At 44.6% G+C, this 16,573-nt stretch carries 18 protein-coding genes; 7 read left to right on the top strand and 11 right to left on the bottom strand.

The genetic code is table 11. From position 1 onward, the window contains the following. Nucleotides 1-29: 29 nt before the first annotated feature. The 8 genes from purE to IMZ16_RS09335 are packed head-to-tail and all read right to left on the bottom strand — an operon-like array spanning nucleotide 30 to nucleotide 8,382. A complete protein-coding gene (gene purE, locus IMZ16_RS09370) occupies nucleotides 30-533 on the bottom strand; it encodes a 5-(carboxyamino)imidazole ribonucleotide mutase (protein ID WP_193439818.1) in 504 nt (167 codons plus the stop codon). A gap of 60 nt (nucleotides 534-593) precedes the next feature. Continuing rightward, on the bottom strand, nucleotides 594-1,703 hold the full coding sequence (locus IMZ16_RS09365) for a 5-(carboxyamino)imidazole ribonucleotide synthase (protein ID WP_193439817.1): 1,110 nt from the start codon (nucleotides 1,701-1,703) through the stop codon (nucleotides 594-596). 12 nt (nucleotides 1,704-1,715) lie between these two features. Then, on the bottom strand, nucleotides 1,716-2,780 hold the full coding sequence (locus IMZ16_RS09360; RefSeq protein ID WP_193439816.1) for a diphosphomevalonate/mevalonate 3,5-bisphosphate decarboxylase family protein: 1,065 nt from the start codon (nucleotides 2,778-2,780) through the stop codon (nucleotides 1,716-1,718). Next, nucleotides 2,777-4,537, bottom strand: a complete 1,761-nt coding sequence (locus IMZ16_RS09355; protein WP_193439815.1) for an AMP-dependent synthetase/ligase — start codon at nucleotides 4,535-4,537, stop codon at nucleotides 2,777-2,779. Before IMZ16_RS09355 ends, IMZ16_RS09360 begins: the two co-directional genes overlap by 4 nt. Beyond that, complete coding sequence (locus IMZ16_RS09350; RefSeq protein ID WP_193439814.1) at nucleotides 4,534-5,559, bottom strand: NAD-dependent epimerase/dehydratase family protein; 1,026 nt, start codon at nucleotides 5,557-5,559, stop codon at nucleotides 4,534-4,536. The genes IMZ16_RS09355 and IMZ16_RS09350 overlap by 4 nt, the downstream gene beginning before the upstream one ends. A 24-nt stretch (nucleotides 5,560-5,583) precedes the next feature. Next, nucleotides 5,584-6,363 carry an alpha/beta fold hydrolase gene (locus tag IMZ16_RS09345; RefSeq protein WP_193439813.1) on the bottom strand — a complete coding sequence of 260 codons (780 nt, stop codon included), beginning with the start codon at nucleotides 6,361-6,363 and terminating at the stop codon, nucleotides 5,584-5,586. A 23-nt stretch (nucleotides 6,364-6,386) separates the two neighbouring features. After that, nucleotides 6,387-7,106 carry a pyridoxine 5'-phosphate synthase gene (locus IMZ16_RS09340; RefSeq protein WP_193439812.1) on the bottom strand — a complete coding sequence of 240 codons (720 nt, stop codon included), beginning with the start codon at nucleotides 7,104-7,106 and terminating at the stop codon, nucleotides 6,387-6,389. Beyond that, nucleotides 7,099-8,382, bottom strand: coding sequence for a mechanosensitive ion channel family protein (locus IMZ16_RS09335; protein ID WP_193439811.1), 1,284 nt, complete (start codon nucleotides 8,380-8,382; stop codon nucleotides 7,099-7,101). Before IMZ16_RS09335 ends, IMZ16_RS09340 begins: the two co-directional genes overlap by 8 nt. Before the next feature lie 68 nt (nucleotides 8,383-8,450). On the opposite strand from IMZ16_RS09335, the gene IMZ16_RS09330 reads away from it, so the two are divergent. Next, complete coding sequence (locus IMZ16_RS09330) at nucleotides 8,451-8,936, top strand: hypothetical protein (RefSeq protein WP_193439810.1); 486 nt, start codon at nucleotides 8,451-8,453, stop codon at nucleotides 8,934-8,936. Nucleotides 8,937-8,940: 4 nt separating this feature from the next. On the opposite strand, the gene IMZ16_RS09325 is transcribed toward IMZ16_RS09330, so the two are convergent. Continuing rightward, a complete protein-coding gene (locus tag IMZ16_RS09325) occupies nucleotides 8,941-9,582 on the bottom strand; it encodes a uracil-DNA glycosylase (RefSeq protein WP_193439809.1) in 642 nt (213 codons plus the stop codon). An 80-nt stretch (nucleotides 9,583-9,662) separates the two neighbouring features. On the opposite strand from IMZ16_RS09325, the gene IMZ16_RS09320 reads away from it, so the two are divergent. Next, nucleotides 9,663-11,807 (top strand): endonuclease MutS2, encoded by a 2,145-nt coding sequence (locus IMZ16_RS09320; protein ID WP_193439808.1) that lies wholly within the window; start codon nucleotides 9,663-9,665, stop codon nucleotides 11,805-11,807. Here the strand turns inward: IMZ16_RS09320 and IMZ16_RS09315 are convergent. Next, nucleotides 11,767-12,309, bottom strand: a complete 543-nt coding sequence (locus tag IMZ16_RS09315; protein ID WP_394368273.1) for a methylated-DNA--[protein]-cysteine S-methyltransferase — start codon at nucleotides 12,307-12,309, stop codon at nucleotides 11,767-11,769. The genes IMZ16_RS09320 and IMZ16_RS09315 overlap by 41 nt on opposite strands. 91 nt (nucleotides 12,310-12,400) lie before the next feature. Between IMZ16_RS09315 and IMZ16_RS09310 the strand changes: the two genes are divergently transcribed. From IMZ16_RS09310 to IMZ16_RS09290, 5 genes are all read left to right on the top strand, one after another. Continuing rightward, nucleotides 12,401-12,748, top strand: a complete 348-nt coding sequence (locus IMZ16_RS09310) for a PadR family transcriptional regulator (protein WP_073179618.1) — start codon at nucleotides 12,401-12,403, stop codon at nucleotides 12,746-12,748. Beyond that, nucleotides 12,741-14,378 (top strand): PspC domain-containing protein, encoded by a 1,638-nt coding sequence (locus IMZ16_RS09305; protein ID WP_193439806.1) that lies wholly within the window; start codon nucleotides 12,741-12,743, stop codon nucleotides 14,376-14,378. The genes IMZ16_RS09310 and IMZ16_RS09305 overlap by 8 nt, the downstream gene beginning before the upstream one ends. 63 nt (nucleotides 14,379-14,441) lie before the next feature. Further along, nucleotides 14,442-15,023: a 1-acyl-sn-glycerol-3-phosphate acyltransferase gene (locus IMZ16_RS09300; protein WP_193439805.1), complete on the top strand. Its 582-nt coding sequence runs from the start codon at nucleotides 14,442-14,444 to the stop codon at nucleotides 15,021-15,023. Beyond that, on the top strand, nucleotides 15,016-15,441 hold the full coding sequence (locus tag IMZ16_RS09295) for a PaaI family thioesterase (protein ID WP_193439804.1): 426 nt from the start codon (nucleotides 15,016-15,018) through the stop codon (nucleotides 15,439-15,441). Before IMZ16_RS09300 ends, IMZ16_RS09295 begins: the two co-directional genes overlap by 8 nt. Beyond that, nucleotides 15,438-16,388, top strand: coding sequence for a chorismate-binding protein (locus tag IMZ16_RS09290; RefSeq protein WP_193439803.1), 951 nt, complete (start codon nucleotides 15,438-15,440; stop codon nucleotides 16,386-16,388). The genes IMZ16_RS09295 and IMZ16_RS09290 overlap by 4 nt, the downstream gene beginning before the upstream one ends. On the opposite strand, the gene IMZ16_RS09285 is transcribed toward IMZ16_RS09290, so the two are convergent. Then, complete coding sequence (locus tag IMZ16_RS09285; protein ID WP_073179627.1) at nucleotides 16,378-16,572, bottom strand: hypothetical protein; 195 nt, start codon at nucleotides 16,570-16,572, stop codon at nucleotides 16,378-16,380. The genes IMZ16_RS09290 and IMZ16_RS09285 overlap by 11 nt on opposite strands. Between the last annotated feature and the right edge of the window lies 1 nt (nucleotide 16,573).

Genomic DNA, 16,573 nt, shown 5'->3' with positions numbered 1-16,573 from the left:
TTTCAGAGCGGCATTCACAAGCCGCTTTTTTATTTATCGAAAAAGTTAGGATGCTCGTTCTGAATTTCCCCAACAGAATCTAAAACTTTTTGCTTTAACGAATCCTGATAATTTTGCAATTTTTTTGCGATTTCTTCATTTGAGGTTCCGAGGATTTTCGCGGCTAAAATCCCGGCATTTGTCGCACCGTTCAGCGCAACCGTTGCCACTGGAATTCCAGACGGCATCTGTAAAATCGACAATATAGAATCCCAACCGTCAATCGAATTGGAAGACAAAATCGGGACGCCAATCACAGGCAAAGCGGTGCAGCTTGCCACCATTCCTGGCAAATGCGCAGCGCCGCCAGCACCAGCGATGATGACTTTTATGCCGCGATCTGCAGCTGTTTTCGCATAATCGAACATTCGTTCCGGTGTTCTGTGTGCAGAAACTATCGTCAGTTCAAATGGAATCTCCATCGATTTTAAAAATTCAGCAGCCTGAAACATCACTGGTAAATCACTCTTGCTGCCCATTATTATTCCAATCATTCTTTTTCGAATTTTTACAAGAAATTGTGAATTATTGCGAATTCAACAAATACTAAAAAACTATTCTGATACAACCTTCACAAGTACCTTCACCTTCATTAATTTCTCGAAAACTTCAGCCCTGCTTTCACCCAAAACATTGATGTGCCCCATCTTTCTGCCGGGTTTCGTTATATTTTTTCCATAAAGATGTACAAAGGTCTGCGGCATCTTCAGCACTTCTTCCAGCCCTTCGTACCTCACTTTTCCGCTGAAACCTTCGGCACCAACCAAGTTGGCCATCCCAGAAAATTTCAGATTGTCAGTATCTGCCAAAGGCAAATTTTTCAGTGTGCGGTACATCTGCTCAAACTGCGAGTTGGAATTGCCTTCCTGAGACTGATGCCCGGAATTGTGCAGCCTTGGCGCAGTTTCATTCACCCACACTTTTCCGGCTTTGTCCAGAAGCAATTCAATTGCAAAAATTCCCGCAGAATCTGCCGCTTCAATAAACTTCGCTGCAATCTCATCTATTTGATTCTGTATGTTTTCCGAAATTTCAGCCGGCGAAATATTAAAATCCAGCAGGTTCAGTTCTGGATCGGCCACCATCTCAGTTACCGGGAAAGTTTTCGTTACGCCGCTTTCATTCTTCGCCACGATTACGGAAAGTTCTTTGTCAATTTCAATCAGCGTTTCAATCACGGAAGGCTCATCCCAAAGATTCTCCTTATCTTCCTCATTTCTAATGAGTTGCACACCTTTTCCATCGTAACCGCCGGTGTTTAGTTTTTGAACAAACGGCAGCGGAAAATCCACTTCGGATTTGCTGTGAACAATCTGAAAATCAGGCGTTGGAATGCCTTTGCTCTGGTAAAACTGCTTCTGCAAAATTTTCTGTTGGATGATGCTGATGATTTTCGGCGAAGGAATCACCTTCACACCCTGAGCCTCCAGCTCGAAAAGCGCATCGGCATTAATGTGCTCAATCTCAATCGTCACCACATCTTTATCCTGACCAAAATCCATAACTGCCTGATAATCATTGAAATCACCTACCATTAATTTCGAAATTCTGGCGCAGGAACATTCCGGATTTGGATCCAAAACAAAAAATTCATCGTCGTATTTCAAGGCGTTTTGTATGAACATCCTGCCCAATTGCCCGCCGCCTAAAATGCCAATTTTCATAAAATTGAAGTTTCAATAAAAATTTATAAAGTCTCGAACTAATCCCCCTTTCTGCGAAAACTGAAATAAATTATTTTCAATAAAATCGCATATTCTTTGGGAATCTTCATTTTCAGGAAAAAGCAGGTGAACATTGGCACCGGCATCCAAAGTAAAAAAAAGTGGCAAACCAGTTTCCTTCCGGAAATTCCATATCTTATGAATGACTTCCACGGTGCCTGCCTGCATCAAAATGAAAGCCGGATCGCTCACCATCATCATTGCGTGTAGCGTGAGCGCTTCGTGTTCGGTTAGCTTTATAAACCCTTGTAAATCACCGTTTTTCAGAATTTTTTCAAGCGTGAAAAAATTTTCTTTTGCTTCCTGAAAACGCCGTTCTGCATAAGGATTAGTTTTCATCAAACTGTGGCCCACTGTAGAACTAACTGCTTTTTCACCTTCGTGAATCAGCAGAATCCAATCGTTGAAATGCTTAAATATCGGATGGATTTTTTCTGGCGGAAAAGAAACGGCAAACAAATCCGAACTACCTTCTACCACAGGTGTTTCTCCCCAAACAATCAGTCCATTTTCAATGCTTCGCGCCGCACTTCCGCTGCCCAATCTTGCAAGAAAAGAAGTTTTTTTCAGATGAAATTCGTCCGAAACCTTTCCGCAAAAAAGCTCATCAATTTGCATCAAACACTTTGCAATCGCACCAAAACCTGATGCAGAGCTTGCAATTCCAGAACTATGCGGAAAGGTATTTTCAGTTCTGATTACAAAACTGCCCTGCAAAATCCACGGCAAATAGCGTTCGATACTTTTGAAGTATTTCTCAATTTTTTCGGAAAATTTTGAATTTTCTTCATTTGCCAAAAATGTCCGAACAGAGAAATTTTCGTCAGCCTTAAATTCAATTTCCGTGTTGGTTTTGGAATTGTTCAGAGTATAGCTGACGCTCGGATTTGCAGGCACCTGATTCTCATATTTCCCCCAATATTTTATGATGGCAATATTGCTCGGGCAGGATGCAAAAACTTTTGCATCATTAACTGTAAATTCTTGATTTCCAATAAATTCCGTTTCCTGAATCATTTGTATAAATTCTCAATTTCCTGGGCGTATTTCTGCATCAGAATCCTACGCTTGATTTTCAGCGTTGGCGTTATTTCGCCGGTTTCCAATGAAAATTCCTGCGGCATCAGCTTGAATTTTTTTATTTTATCCACCTTGGAAGCAGCGGCTTGAAGGTCCCCAATTTTTTTTTCATAAAATTCATTAACAGCAGAATTCGACAAGACTTCTTTCCAATTGGTAAATTCTACACTCAGCGAAGCAAGTTCCTTTTCCAGCAAAGGGAAATTCGGCACTATCAGCGCAGACAGATAAGGCCTGCCTTCAGCCACAAGCATTATCTGCTCGATGAAATCATCCTCACTCAATTGATTTTCAATAGGTTGGGGTGCTATATATTTCCCGTTGGAGGTTTTCATCAAATCCTTAATCCTGTCTGTGATGATAAGAAACCCGTTCTCATCTAGCTCTCCGGCATCCCCGGTGCGAAACCAGCCATCCGGGGTGAAAGCGGCCGCCGTGTCCTCAAGTTTCTTCCAGTAGCCAAGCATCACATTTTCGCCCTTCACCTGCACCTCATTTTCCTCCCCGATCCGTATTTCCGTTTTCCCGAATGCGGCGCCGTTAGTCCCGTGTACATAGCCTGTGAGCGGGCTGGCGGCTACAGTGGCAGTGGTTTCCGTAAGTCCGTATCCCGCGATGATGTGAATTCCGATTGCATCGAAAAACCGCGTGATTTCGGGAGAAATGGCTGCGCCGCCGCACGGCAGAAACCTAAGTTTTCCGCCCAGTTTAATCTTGATTTTATTGAAAACCAGAGCATCTGCTAATTTTTTTTGCATTGCTAATACTGGCGGCAGTTTTCTGTCCTTTCTCCTCAGTTCAGCAGCTCTTGCTCCCACACCCATTGCCCAGCGGAAAAGTTTCTGAATAGCCTTACTGCCGTTATTGATATTTCCACGGATGCCGGCATATATTTTTTGGTAAAACCTGGGCACGGAGCACATCATCGTTGGGCGTACCTGCGGCAATGTGTCGGCAATAGCCTTTGGGTCTTCCAGAAACGATACCTTCGCCCCGCCATCCAGGCAGAGCAGCGTCCAGGCACGCTCAAATACATGAGTGAGCGGCAGAAACGCCAGCGAATGTTCCTTCTCGAAGTTTTTAAACCGAAAATATTCGTGGTGCGCACGGAAGGTGCTTCGGAAATTGCCGTGAGAAAGCATCACGCCTTTCGGCTCCCCGGAAGTGCCAGAGGTGTAAATCACGGTGGCAAGATCTTCCGCATTTTTGGAGACAATTTCAAAAGTCTCCGGCATCGTAGCAATAAAATCCTCGAGGTAAATGCCGATTCTATCCTTTTGCCAGACAGATTTTTTCGAAATGATTATCTTCTGAATATCAACACCTTCCGCTAGCAAACCAATTAAAATATCATATTGAGCCTGCCCGCCGGCAAGGATTATTTTAGCATCTGCATCCTCCAAAATATATCTTACCTCCTCCCTGCCGTTGGTGGCATAAATGGGGACTGTGACAGCACCCACACAGAGAATTGCCAGATCGAAGGAAATCCATTCGGCAGAGTTTTCCGAAAAAATCGCCACACGGTCTCCCTGCTGAACGCCGGCATTCTTCAGCGCATTCGCAATTTTGAACACCAGAATGCGGAACCTCTTCCAGTCCAAATCTCTCCAGGCATTGTTTTTTTGGAAACCGATGGCTGGCCTTGTCGGAAATTTTTCAGCGTTGATGTTCAGAAGTTCGGCAATGTTCATTGATTTATTTTTTTCCTGGAATTATGATCAGCGATATAGTTATTTACATGAAAGTCAATACTTTGATCTACAGGAATGAAATTAAATTTCAAAGTCTCGCGGATTTTATTATTGGAAATCCTGTTGATCCCCGTCATAGCGTTGATATTGTAAGGCGTTGCTAGCCTCAGTGGCGGAACGAGCCACGAGAGAAACGGGCTGATTTTCACAAGCATATGCAGCGGTTTCTCTGGTATTTTTGCTGCGGGTTTTAGTCCTAACTTTCTCCTCACCATATTCCCTACCTGCAGGTAAGGAAGGTTCTGGGAAATGAGAATAAAGCGCTCGCCAAAGTGGTTTCCTTCCATAAGTTCTATAGATGCGCGTGCCACATCGCGAACATCTACAAAAGAGCCAGTGCCGGGAAACATCAGTTTTTTTTTCTCGTAAGTGGAAAATATGCTACCGCTGCTCTGCCCCCAGTTTCCGCTGCCGATAATCATTCCTGGCACCACCACGATGACCTTCAGGCCTTCCGCTGCGGCACGCCAAACTTCCATTTCTGCGAAGTGCTTGGAAATCGGGTACGCTGCGTGATCCAGCTTAGGATTGTAGGCAGAATCCTCGTCCAGCTCACCCTTTTCATTCGGCTCATCTAGCACGGAAATCGAGCTGACGAAAAGGAATTTTTCCACCGAAGAACTTTCCACGGCATACAGCAAATTCTGCGTTCCTTTTATATTAGTGTCGAAAATTTTCCTATCATCTCTTGGGTCAAAACCAACTGCCGCCGCACAATGGTAAACTTGGGAAACGCCTTCCAGCGCAGCTTCCAGAGTGTTGACATCTGTAAAATCCACATCCACCCATTCAATTTCCGCAAAAAGTTCGGCGTAGTTTTCGGTGTAGAACCGCCACGATGCCTGCACTTCGGAAAGTATGCTGCCCGGCCTTTTGGCAGCGCGCACCTTCATACCGCGTTGCAGCAGCTGCAGCACAATCACCCTGCCTAAAATTCCCGTAGCGCCCGTTACCAAAACCATCTTCGCAAAGATAGGTAAATGCTGTTAACTGCCGAGAAAATCGGCAACCGCAGCATTGAAATCCGAAGGATTGTCGGCGTGAAGCCAGTGTGCAGCATTAGCGATGCTAACTATCTTATAATCAGGGAATTGCTGCTTTATCGCCAGCTCATCCTGTGGCAAAATATAGTTGGAATTTTCGCCACGGATAAAAAGCGTTTTCCCGGGAAAAACTCCAAATTTTATATTATTCGCCACAAAATCCTGATATTTTTTGTCGAGAATTTCCAGATTAAAACGCCACGCCAACTTCTTATCATCCGTCCAGTAAAGGCTTTTCATCAAGAACTGCCGCACAAATTCTTCGGGAATATACTGTTTCAGCACTTCATCCACATCGCTTCGCGATCTCACCTCATCGAAATTTGCGCTCTGCAAACCCTTGATAATTCCCTGATGATGCGGCGGATAGGATTTCGGCGCAATATCTGCCACGATGAGTTTTTCCGTCTTTTCAGGATGATTTATGGCAAACTGCATCACTGCTTTTCCGCCGAGAGAATGCCCGAGAAGGTGGGCTTTTTCGATGTTTTTCGATTGCATATAATTCAGGATGTCCGCCGCCATTGCATCGTGCGACATCTCATCGGAATGGAAACTTCTGCCGTGGTTCCGCAAATCGAGCAGATGCACCGGCATTTTCTCACCGAATTCTTTGCCGAAACTTCCCCAGTTATCCAGCATTCCGAAAAGCCCGTGCAAAACCAGTAGCGGTGTTCCACCCTGATTTTCCCCATAAATTTTTGAGTGCAGAATTTGTTGCATTTTTTTAACTTGCTAAGTTGTCGTTAAGCTAACGAAAGCCGTTTTAAATAAGCCTGAATTGTATTTTCCAACCCTAAATATAAGGCTTCTGAAATTAAAGCGTGGCCAATGGACACCTCTAACAAATTCGGAATATTTTCGGCAAAATATTGAATATTCTCTAAATTCAAATCGTGGCCTGCATTAAGACCTAATCCAAAATTTGCCGCTTCTTCAGCAGTTTTGATATAATCTTCAATCGCCGCCGCTTTGTTCTGCGAAAAGTTTTTGGCGTAGGATTCTGTGTAAAGCTCGATTCTATCAGTGTTTGTGTCGGCTGCATATTTTACCATTTCAGGATTTGGATCGAGAAATATGGAAGTCCGGATGCCTGCATTTTTAAATTCAGAAATAACTTCGCGCAAAAATTTCTGATTCGTTTTGCAATCCCAGCCAGCATTTGAAGTGAGCGCATCATCTGCATCGGGAACCAGCGTAACCTGCTCAGGCTGCACTTCTAGCACCATTTCTACAAAATTTCTGTGCGGATTTCCTTCTATGTTAAATTCCGTGGTGATGAGCGGTTTCAAATCATAAACATCCTTTCTCGTGATGTGCCTTTCATCAGGCCTTGGATGAATCGTAATTCCCTGAGCGCCAAACTTTTGCGCATCAACTGCAACCTGCGTAACGCTCGGAAGATTTCCGCCGCGTGAATTTCTCAGCGTTGCGATTTTATTAATATTTACCGATAATTTAGTCATTTTCTGTAATTCCGTTAATTCGTGTTACCTGTAAAATCACAAGATCAAATTCTTTGGCTGCAGTAAGCAGGTGGTCGAAAATATCTGCCATTATAGTTTCATATTTTTTCCATTCGGAGGTTTTTGTAAAGCATATAATCTCCAAGGGCATACCCGTGGGCGTTACTTCCAGCTGCCTTACCATTAGGTTGAGATTTTGATCAATGTAGGGATTACTCTCAAGATATCGGTAAATATAATGTCTGTAGACGCCGATGTTGGTAAGCTGCCTGCCGTTTATGATTTCTTCCTGATTGTCCAGCAGGGCGCGCTCTCTGTTCAAAATTGTCTCCGACTCCGAGAGGTAATCTTTAATGAGATTTATTTTGCTGAGCCTCGTAAGCAGCTCCTCATCCAAAAACTTAAAGGATTTGACATTCAGTACTATGGACCGCTTGATGCGCCGCCGGTTATTGTCCAGCATCACCTGGAAGTTTTTAATCTCGGTACTCATCAGATCATAGGTCGGTATCGTGGAAACCGTGCGGTCCAGATTTTTTATTTTAGTCGTCAGCAGGCTGATGTCTTCAATATTTCCCTCAATCTGATATTTCGGGATAATGACCCAATCGCCCACTTTTACAATCCTCGATGTGGAGACATGGATGCCGGTAACGAATCCCAGAATCGTGTCGCGGAATACCAGGAGGATGACCGCCGTAAGGGCACCGAGCACCCCGAGAATGGCGCTGGCACTAACGCCGAAAAGCACTGTAATGCCGATGAACCCGAAGATGAAGATCCCCACAATGTCCAGTGAGGAGGTCACTGCGCGCATCGCCGTCATTCGATAAAAATCTTTTTTAATGATAAAGTATCGGTCTACAGTAGTAAGAATCCTGTGGTAGAGGACATAACCGGCGATGATCATTAGCACAGCAAAAATCCTCGATAAGACCTCAAAACTATTGGGGTGGCGGTAAAAAATCGGTTGAACGGAAGCCCTGCCTATAAAAAGCGCAATAAAATTCGCCACGGAATCCAGCACTTTGCTTTGGTAAAGCGCCGCCACCACGGCATTGTCTTTAAGCTTATTATAAAACAGCGAGCGGAAACTCTTCAGAAAATACCAGGCGATAAAATTAAAAATGGCTACAACCGCCAGCAGGAGCAGAATTTTTAGCGATATCTGAGAAAAAAGTATAAAGCCTTCCGGCACTGCGCGGAAAGCCCAGCGGTGGATCTCATCACTGAGAGTCTGAAGGAGACCCTGCGTACCTATTAACTCGTCTTTCACTTTTACAAATTTAGCAAAGTTTTATTGCTGATTTATATTTTTTTCTAATTTTAACCAAACTTTAAAATATGAAAATGCCACTTGCCACACTCGCCGCCTCTATGATGATGCTCTGCTGCACCGCCAACCCCCGGGAAAACCCCAGCGAAAAAAAAGCAGCAGTGCAGAATTCTCAATACGAAGAGAGTAAGGCTAAAACAATCACGCTGAAACTGGGCGAAAATCAGTTCGTGCAGGAAGCCGAAATGAATGTGACTTTCCTTCGTATCGTGCAGGATTCACGCTGCCCAGAAAATGTGAACTGCGTTCACGCGGGAAATGCAACCATCGAGCTTGAGCTGATGGCCACCTATTCCAGGCCGATAAAGGTGCAGCTGAGCACTTCTGACGACAAGGCGAAAGAGCAATTTTCATCAGCAAGTTTTAACGGAAACCTCATCACGCTGATTAATTTGAAGCCAGCGAAAAATGCTGACGGGAAAATCAACGGGCTATATTCCGCGACCTTGAAAATTGAAAAGGGTGAAACAAAGCAACCTGTAATGGTGAGATAATTTTTCACCAAATTATTGGTTGCAATTCTTTGGAAATCAAATATTTATTGATTTTTGAGAAGGGCTTGCTACCGAAAAATCCACGGTGCGCAGAAAGCGGCGAAGGATGCGCTGATTTGATGACGAAATGCCTGGATTCATCGATGAACTCTGCCTTTTTCTGCGCGAAAGAACCCCAAAGAACGAAGGCCACGCTTTCTTTCCGCTCAGAAATTTGTTGGATGATATAGTTCGTGAAATTTTCCCAGCCCAAATCTTTGTGCGAATTGGCGCTGTAAGCCCGTACTGTAAGCGTGGAATTCAGCAGAAGAACGCCCTGTTTTGCCCAGTCGTCAAGTTCTGTGGAAGTTCTCGAAATACCTAAATCGGCGTGCAGTTCTTTGAAAATATTTTTGAGAGAAGGCGGCGCTTCCACATTTTCCGAAACAGAAAAGCAGAGCCCATTTGCCTGAAAATCACCATGATACGGATCCTGACCGATGATAACCACCCTCACCTCATCAAACGGCGTAAGCTCAATAGCACGGAAAACCTGATGCTTTGGCGGGAAGATTTTCGCCGTGGCATATTCGGTTTTCACTTTTGCCCACAGCGTTTTAAACTCGTCAGAATTCTTTACCGGCGCCAAAATTTCAGTCCAGGTCATATCAGAAAATCAACTGCAAAATTAGAGCAAATCTGATGAAACCGAAATTTTATTTGGCGGCGAAAGCCTAAATTTGCGTTGTGATTATTCAGCAGGAAGATTTGGACGAGCTTGAATTTCCGGCATTGCTTGCGGAAATTTCGCCCTTTGCTTTTTCCCGAAAAACAGCGGAAAACATTGCGCAGCTTCGCCCGATGCCCATCGATGAAGCGGAAATTTCTTTGAAAAAAACTTCGGAATTTCTCGCAAGTTTTGAGAGCGAAAACACCATACCGTTTAATGAATTTGATGACATTGAAACGGAGCTAAAGCTGATTCTGATTGAAAACTATCGACTTGATAATCAGAGTTTTGTAAAGATTAAACAACTCACGGAACAAATCGGCAGGCTGCAGAAATTTTTCTCATCGTTTAAGGAAAATTTCCCGATTCTTTCGGAAGAAATTTCCGCAATTGAATTCAGGAAAGAAATTATTGAAAAAATCGACCGTGTCTTCAACCGTTTTGCCGAGGTGAAAAGCGATGCATCGCCTAGCCTGAAGAACATCCGCACGGAAATTCAGCAATCGAGGAAAGCCATTGATGAAAATTTCAGCAGAGCCTTATCGCAAAACGCTGATTTTCTGGAAGATATAAGGGAAACCATCATTGATGACCAGAGAGTTCTGGCGGTAAAATCCGGCTTCAAAAAAAGGGTTTCCGGCAGAGTTCTCGGCATTTCGAAAACGGGCTCTATCACCTATATTCAGCCGGAAAGCGTGATTAGGCATCACTTCAAACTTCGGGAAAACCAGGAAGAAGAAAAGCGGGAAATTGATAAAATCTTGCGGAAACTGACTGCCGAAATTGCAGAATTCCAGCCGCAGCTTTCGGATTATCAGCGCTACATTTTCGATTTGGATTTAACGATGGCGAAGGCGAAATTTGCCCTGAAAATCAACGGCGTGCTGCCGAAAATCAACCGCCACCAAACGCTCAGGCTTCGCGATGCCTATCATCCGCTACTTTTCATCCAGAACAAAAATGAGGGCAAAAAAATTCTTCCGCAATCGCTTACTTTAACGGAGCACAACAGAATAATCGCGATTTCCGGACCGAATGCCGGCGGAAAATCCATCACGCTGAAAACGGTAGGGCTTCTGCAGCTGATGCTTCAAAGTGGAATTTTAGTGCCGGTACATCCAAAATCGGAAATGTTCTTTTTCCGGAAAATAATGACGGACATTGGTGATAATCAATCGATTGAAAATCACCTTTCCACTTATTCTTCCCGTTTGAAAAAAATGGCAGCGATGATTCGCGAAGCCGACAGACATTCGCTGCTACTCATCGATGAATTTGGCACAGGTTCCGATCCTGAATTGGGCGGCGCTCTGGCGGAAAGTTTCCTGGAATTCTTTTACGATAAAAAATCCTTCGCCATCATCACCACGCATTACACCAACATAAAACTGCTGGTGGAGCAGCTTCCGAACGCTACAAATGCTGCGATGCTTTTCGATGAAAAAACGCTGGAGCCGCTGTACAAACTGGAAATAGGGCAGGCAGGAAGTTCGTTCACCTTTGAAGTGGCGGAGAAGAATAAAATCCCGAGATTCATCATTAAAAATGCGCGGCAAAAGGTGGAGAAAGATGTGGTGAACCTGGATAAAACCATCGTGAAACTGCAGCAGGAGAAGTTTGAAGTGGAGAAGCTGAAAACGAACCTTACGGAGCAGCGTGAATCTGTGGAGGATAAGCGCGAAAACCTTCAGAAACTGAATGAGCAGCTGCAGCAGAAGTTGTTTAATTTCCAAAAGCTTTACGAGGAGGAGCACCGCAAGCTGCAGTTCGGGAACAAGATTGAGGGCTTCATCAAATCATACATCAATGGAAAACCGCGGAAGGATTTGGTACGGGATTTCGTGAAAATCCTGGAGCAGGAGAAGTTCCGAAAGCTTGGTGCAGACAAAGATGAGAGCAAACGGCTACAAGTGATAAAGCGGAAAATAACGCAGCAGCTGAAGAAGCAGGATGTTCAGGAAAAAATCGCGGAAACAAACGAGAAACTCGAGGAAAAACGGAAAAAAGAGCGGGCTGTTTGGCTGAAACCCGGACAAAGAGTGCGCATAAAAGGCTCGACTTCTGTAGGCACCATAGAATTTATCGACAAAAACGGCAAAGTAACCGTGAACTACGGCAGCTTCAAAACGCAAATTTCTGGAGATGAGCTGGAGAGGATATGATGCGATTCTGTTCAAAATTTATCAGCCACTTTTTCCGCCAGACGCCTCCTCGGTAGCCGCCGATCTTCCCCGAGGATGTGAGCACGCGGTGGCAGGGAATGAGGATGCAAATTCTGTTGGCGGCATTGGCTGCAGCAGCCGCTCGGATCGCCGACGCAGAGCCCATCATCTCTGCCTGCCTCCGGTAGGAAACGGCTTTTCCAAAAGGAATTTCCGTGAGAACTTGCCACGCCCTCTGCTGAAAATCCGTGCCACGAGGGGAAACTTTCACTCTGAAACTCTCCCTCTTTCCGGAAAAATATTCTTCAAGCTCTGATACCAATGAGCAGAGCACAGGATTCTCTTGTGTTGATATTTCCATTTGGGAATGCTGCCTTATTTTTGCCGTCTCCCATTCCAGCTTTTCATCATCCCTGAAAAGCAGTAGCAGCACGCCATTGGCATTTGCTATTGCCAGCATTTCCCCGATCGGTGTATCGATGTTTGTGCTGAATAAACCCACGGCATAAATTTAGTAAATATCAAAATTCTAATACTTTGCTTTGCATATTACATTTTAATTTTTATATCTTTGCAACAGAAAATTAGCATAGATGAATTTGGAAAACACGCAGGCACAAATGCGCAAAGGCATCCTGGAATACGCGATACTTAGCCTCATAAACATTCAGGAAATGTATGTAGCCGACTTGCTGGCAGCGCTTCGAAAGGGAGGGCTGCAAGTGGTGGAAGGCACCGTATATCCGCTGCTGACGCGCCTGAAGAATGCTGAAATCCTAGCCTACCGCTGGGAGGAATCTACGGGCGGGCCGCCCAGGAAATATTACAGAATCACGGAAAAAGGCAGAGAGTTTTTAACCGAGCTGGAGAAAACCTGGACCGAACTGAGCACGGCGATCAATTCAATCACTTCTCAAAATAAAACTAAAGATCATGAATAGGACAATATCAGTAGCGCTTGCAGGCTACTCTTTCATCATCGATGAATTCGCTTACATCAAGCTAAGTGACTATTTATCAGCGCTGCGAAACACTCTGGATGCTGCAGAAGCCGACGAGGTAATGCACGACATCGAAATACGGATGGTGGAAATCTTCCGCGAAGAACTCGGAAAACGGGAAGTTATCAACGAAAGCGATGTGCAGAAAGTCATCACACAAATTGGAAACCCAGAAGAAATAGAGGCGCAGAACGAAGGCTACACCGCAAATCCTGAAGTGCAGCAAGCGCAGCAAAAATTTTACGAGAAACCGCTGTTCCGCGATCCTACCAACGCAAAAATCGGCGGCGTTTGTTCCGGGTTGGCGCATTATTTCGGCATACAGCCGTACATTATGCAGCTGATTTGGGCGGCAGTTGCCGTGCTTGGAATTTTCACGGCGCACATTTCCACGCTGCTTATCGTATTGATTTACTGCCTGTTATGGATTATCATCCCAAATGCTGTAACGGCATCAGACTTCCTGAAAATGAAAGGGCAGCCCTTGGGTTTTGACAATCTGAAAGCGGAATCTGCGAAAAATGCAAAATTCATCATCGAGCCAAATTCTGGAAATGCGGTGAGAAAAAATGGCAGCCAAAAGGCGTTCAGCAGCATCTGGAATGTTCTCCGCTACTTTATCGGCGGTATTTTTGCGCTGGTTGGCATCGCCCTGATTTTCGGCGCAATGTCGGTAGTTTTCGCATCATTTTCCGAAAATATGCTGCAGCTTCCGGGCAAGTTTCGTTTCTATCTGGACGATCCGCTTTTCCGCTACCTCTTCCTGGCATTCACGCTCATCAGCATTTTGCTTCCAGCATCGCTCTTCATTTATTTCGCCATAAAATTGCTCTCGCCAAAAACCACGCTAAAATCCACAGGCTATGTTTTCGGCGGAATGCTGATTTCCTGGTTTGTGCTGCTCATCGTGCTTTCGGCGCTATTTTTCCGCAAGGAATTCCGCTATTCCGGTGAAAACAGCGATGTGCAGAATGTGGCGATAAATTCAGCATCGGACTCCATTTTCATCGAGCAGAAAAAAATTCAGATTCCTGCAAATTTCAAGGCGGTAGGCCACGATTATTTCAGTGATAAAAAAACGGTTTACGATGGTGAAACGCCGGAAATCCGCATTACCAGAAAGGAAGGCGATGTGAAGCCCCACCTTATCATTACCAAAGAAGCCGACGGCTATAATCTTCCACTAAAATCCAAAGTGGCGGTGGAAGTTTTGGATAATAAAGTATTGATTCCCAACTACATAAGCTATCCATATTCTGAAATTGGGAGAGGGTACCGCACGAATTATGAGCTGGTAATTCCGGCAAATAAAACCATTATCAACAATTTTCCAAAATCAATAATTGAAGATTCTGCCGATGATAATTATGATGACAATGCGGATGAAAACGGCGACGAAGATTATGGCACTACGCTGAGAATCAGCGAAGACAGCATTTTTGTAAACGGAAAGCAAGTGACTGAAAATCAGGCAGAAAAAATGCTGCGTGATGCCAAAAACAGTGAAGCCAAAAGCGTGAGCGTAAAAATCGAAAACGGCAAAAAAGAAATCACGATAAAGGCCAGGTAGCATTTCCTTTTTTCTTATATTTGTGAAGTATAACCGCTATGGTTATACTTTTTTATTTTTTGGATGAGAAAGTTTCTTGGCAAAGCCATTTTGAAAATTATCGGCTGGAAAGTGGTGCTGGACGGCGATGCGGACAACCTGGACAGGTGCATCCTCGTGGTGGTGCCGCATACGCATAACTCTGACTACCTCATTGGGAATTTTGCTTATATGGCGCTAGGCAAAGACCTGAGAATCATTATAAAGGACAAACACACGCGCGCCTGGTACGGGGGGCTGGTAAAGAGCATCGGCGGCATAGGGATAGACCGGAGCAGAAAAAATGACCTCGTAAACTTCGTGGCAGAGCAGCTGGAGAATAAAGATTTCAGCCTCGTGATAGCCCCGGAGGGCACAAGGACGCAGGTAGAGCGCTGGCGCAGCGGCTTTTACCAGATGGCACTTGCGGCAAAAGTACCCATCGTAATAGGTGCGGGAGATTATGCCACAAAAACCGTTTACCTCGGATATAAAATTCCTTACGAAAGAATTTTAGAACTCGGCTATGCAGGCGTGCTGCAGGAGATAAGCGATTATGTAGAGGAAAAAAATCTTGTGCCTGCCGTCCCTGAGAATTGGAACCCAAATTTTACTATAAATGACTGAGCAGAAAAAAGAAATAACACTCCAGCGGCTGAACACCTGGGGATCCGAAACAATGCTGGATACTCTAGAAATCCGCTTTACAGATATAAGCGAAGACAGCCTCACAGCTACTATGCCGGTAAGCCCGCGCGTACACCAGCCGATGGGCTTGCTGCACGGCGGCGCCACAGCAGCACTTGCAGAAACACTAGGCTCTACCCTCTCATTCCTGCACATAGATCAGGAAAAACAGGTTCCTGTGGGAACCAACCTCAGCTGCAACCACCTGCGGTCCACCACTTCCGGGTTGGTAACGGGCGTTGCGAGATTTATCCGGAAAGGCAACACGATGCATGTATCGGAAATAATGGTAAAGGATGAAAACGATAACCTTATCTCTCATATCGTGATGACCAACAATATCATCACAAAGCCTTGATTATCTTCCGTTTACCCGATGGGGTTTTCCATACTTGCTATGGAGAAGGCGGAGATTCTGTGGTATTTCATACCTTCGGTGGAGAAAGATCATCCGTATTTAAAGGGAAATTTAAACCTCTAAGCGCAGATGAAATCCGGGCTCTGGATTTCAAGCAGCTGCCGGCAACCCCGGAATTTAGCCAGGAGAGCAGGGAAGATTATCTTGAAAAAATCAACCGGGCAATTGGTGTAGTTAACGAAAACCAGCTTCAGAAAATAGTCATCGCGAGGAAAATCGGGGTTGATTTTAATGATATAAATATCTCCGAAAGTTTCCTCAATCTTTCCAAAAATTATCCCAATGCATTTGTGTATTTTTTCCGGGATGAGAGCCAAAGCTGGATTGGTGCATTTTCCGAACTTCTCGGGAAATTTGATAAAAAAAGCCAAAAGTTTACCACTATGAGCCTTGCGGGAACCCTGCCCGTGGAGGAGCAGTGGACTCCGAAAGAAATTGAAGAACAGGCACCCGTTACAGATTTTATCTTAAAAATTCTGCGCCAATACGCTGATGATGTAGAGGTTTCCGAAACCTATGATCACATTTCGGGCAGCATCAAACATCTCCGTACAGATTTTAGTGCGGACATCAATCTTGAGGATCTCGAAACTCTTATTTCTGAGCTTCACCCTACGCCCGCGGTCTGCGGATTTCCTAAAGACCTATGTAAATCCGCAATAAAATCCCTGGAGAATTTTAACCGCGAACTTTACGCCGGCTATTCCCGAACGGAGACGGAAACTGCAGTTTATTATTTTGTAAATCTGCGTTGCGCAAAACTTTTTAGGAATCGAGCGATGCTTTTCGCCGGCGGGGGAATAACCAGCAAGAGCCTTCCGCAGAAGGAGTGGCGCGAAACAGAGCTGAAGTCCCGTGCCATACTGGATAATCTCGCTATCTTTTAGCCCCCAACTGAGACCAGGTGTTCATCACCACCGTCAGCAGCATCCCGATGAGTGCTGCAGCGATTGAGAATACAAATTTGGTATTTTCAGTATGCATTATTCCCAGTTGCCAATCGAAAAAATAAAGGTTGGCAGCTATAATTATTGCAAAAATTATTAGAAATACTTTATAAACGGTTTTCATT

This window comes from Cruoricaptor ignavus, assembly GCF_014961145.1.
Classification (GTDB): domain Bacteria; phylum Bacteroidota; class Bacteroidia; order Flavobacteriales; family Weeksellaceae; genus Cruoricaptor; species Cruoricaptor ignavus.
Note: the sequence above shows the minus strand (reverse complement) of the source record. Positions and strands in the feature narration are given on the sequence as shown.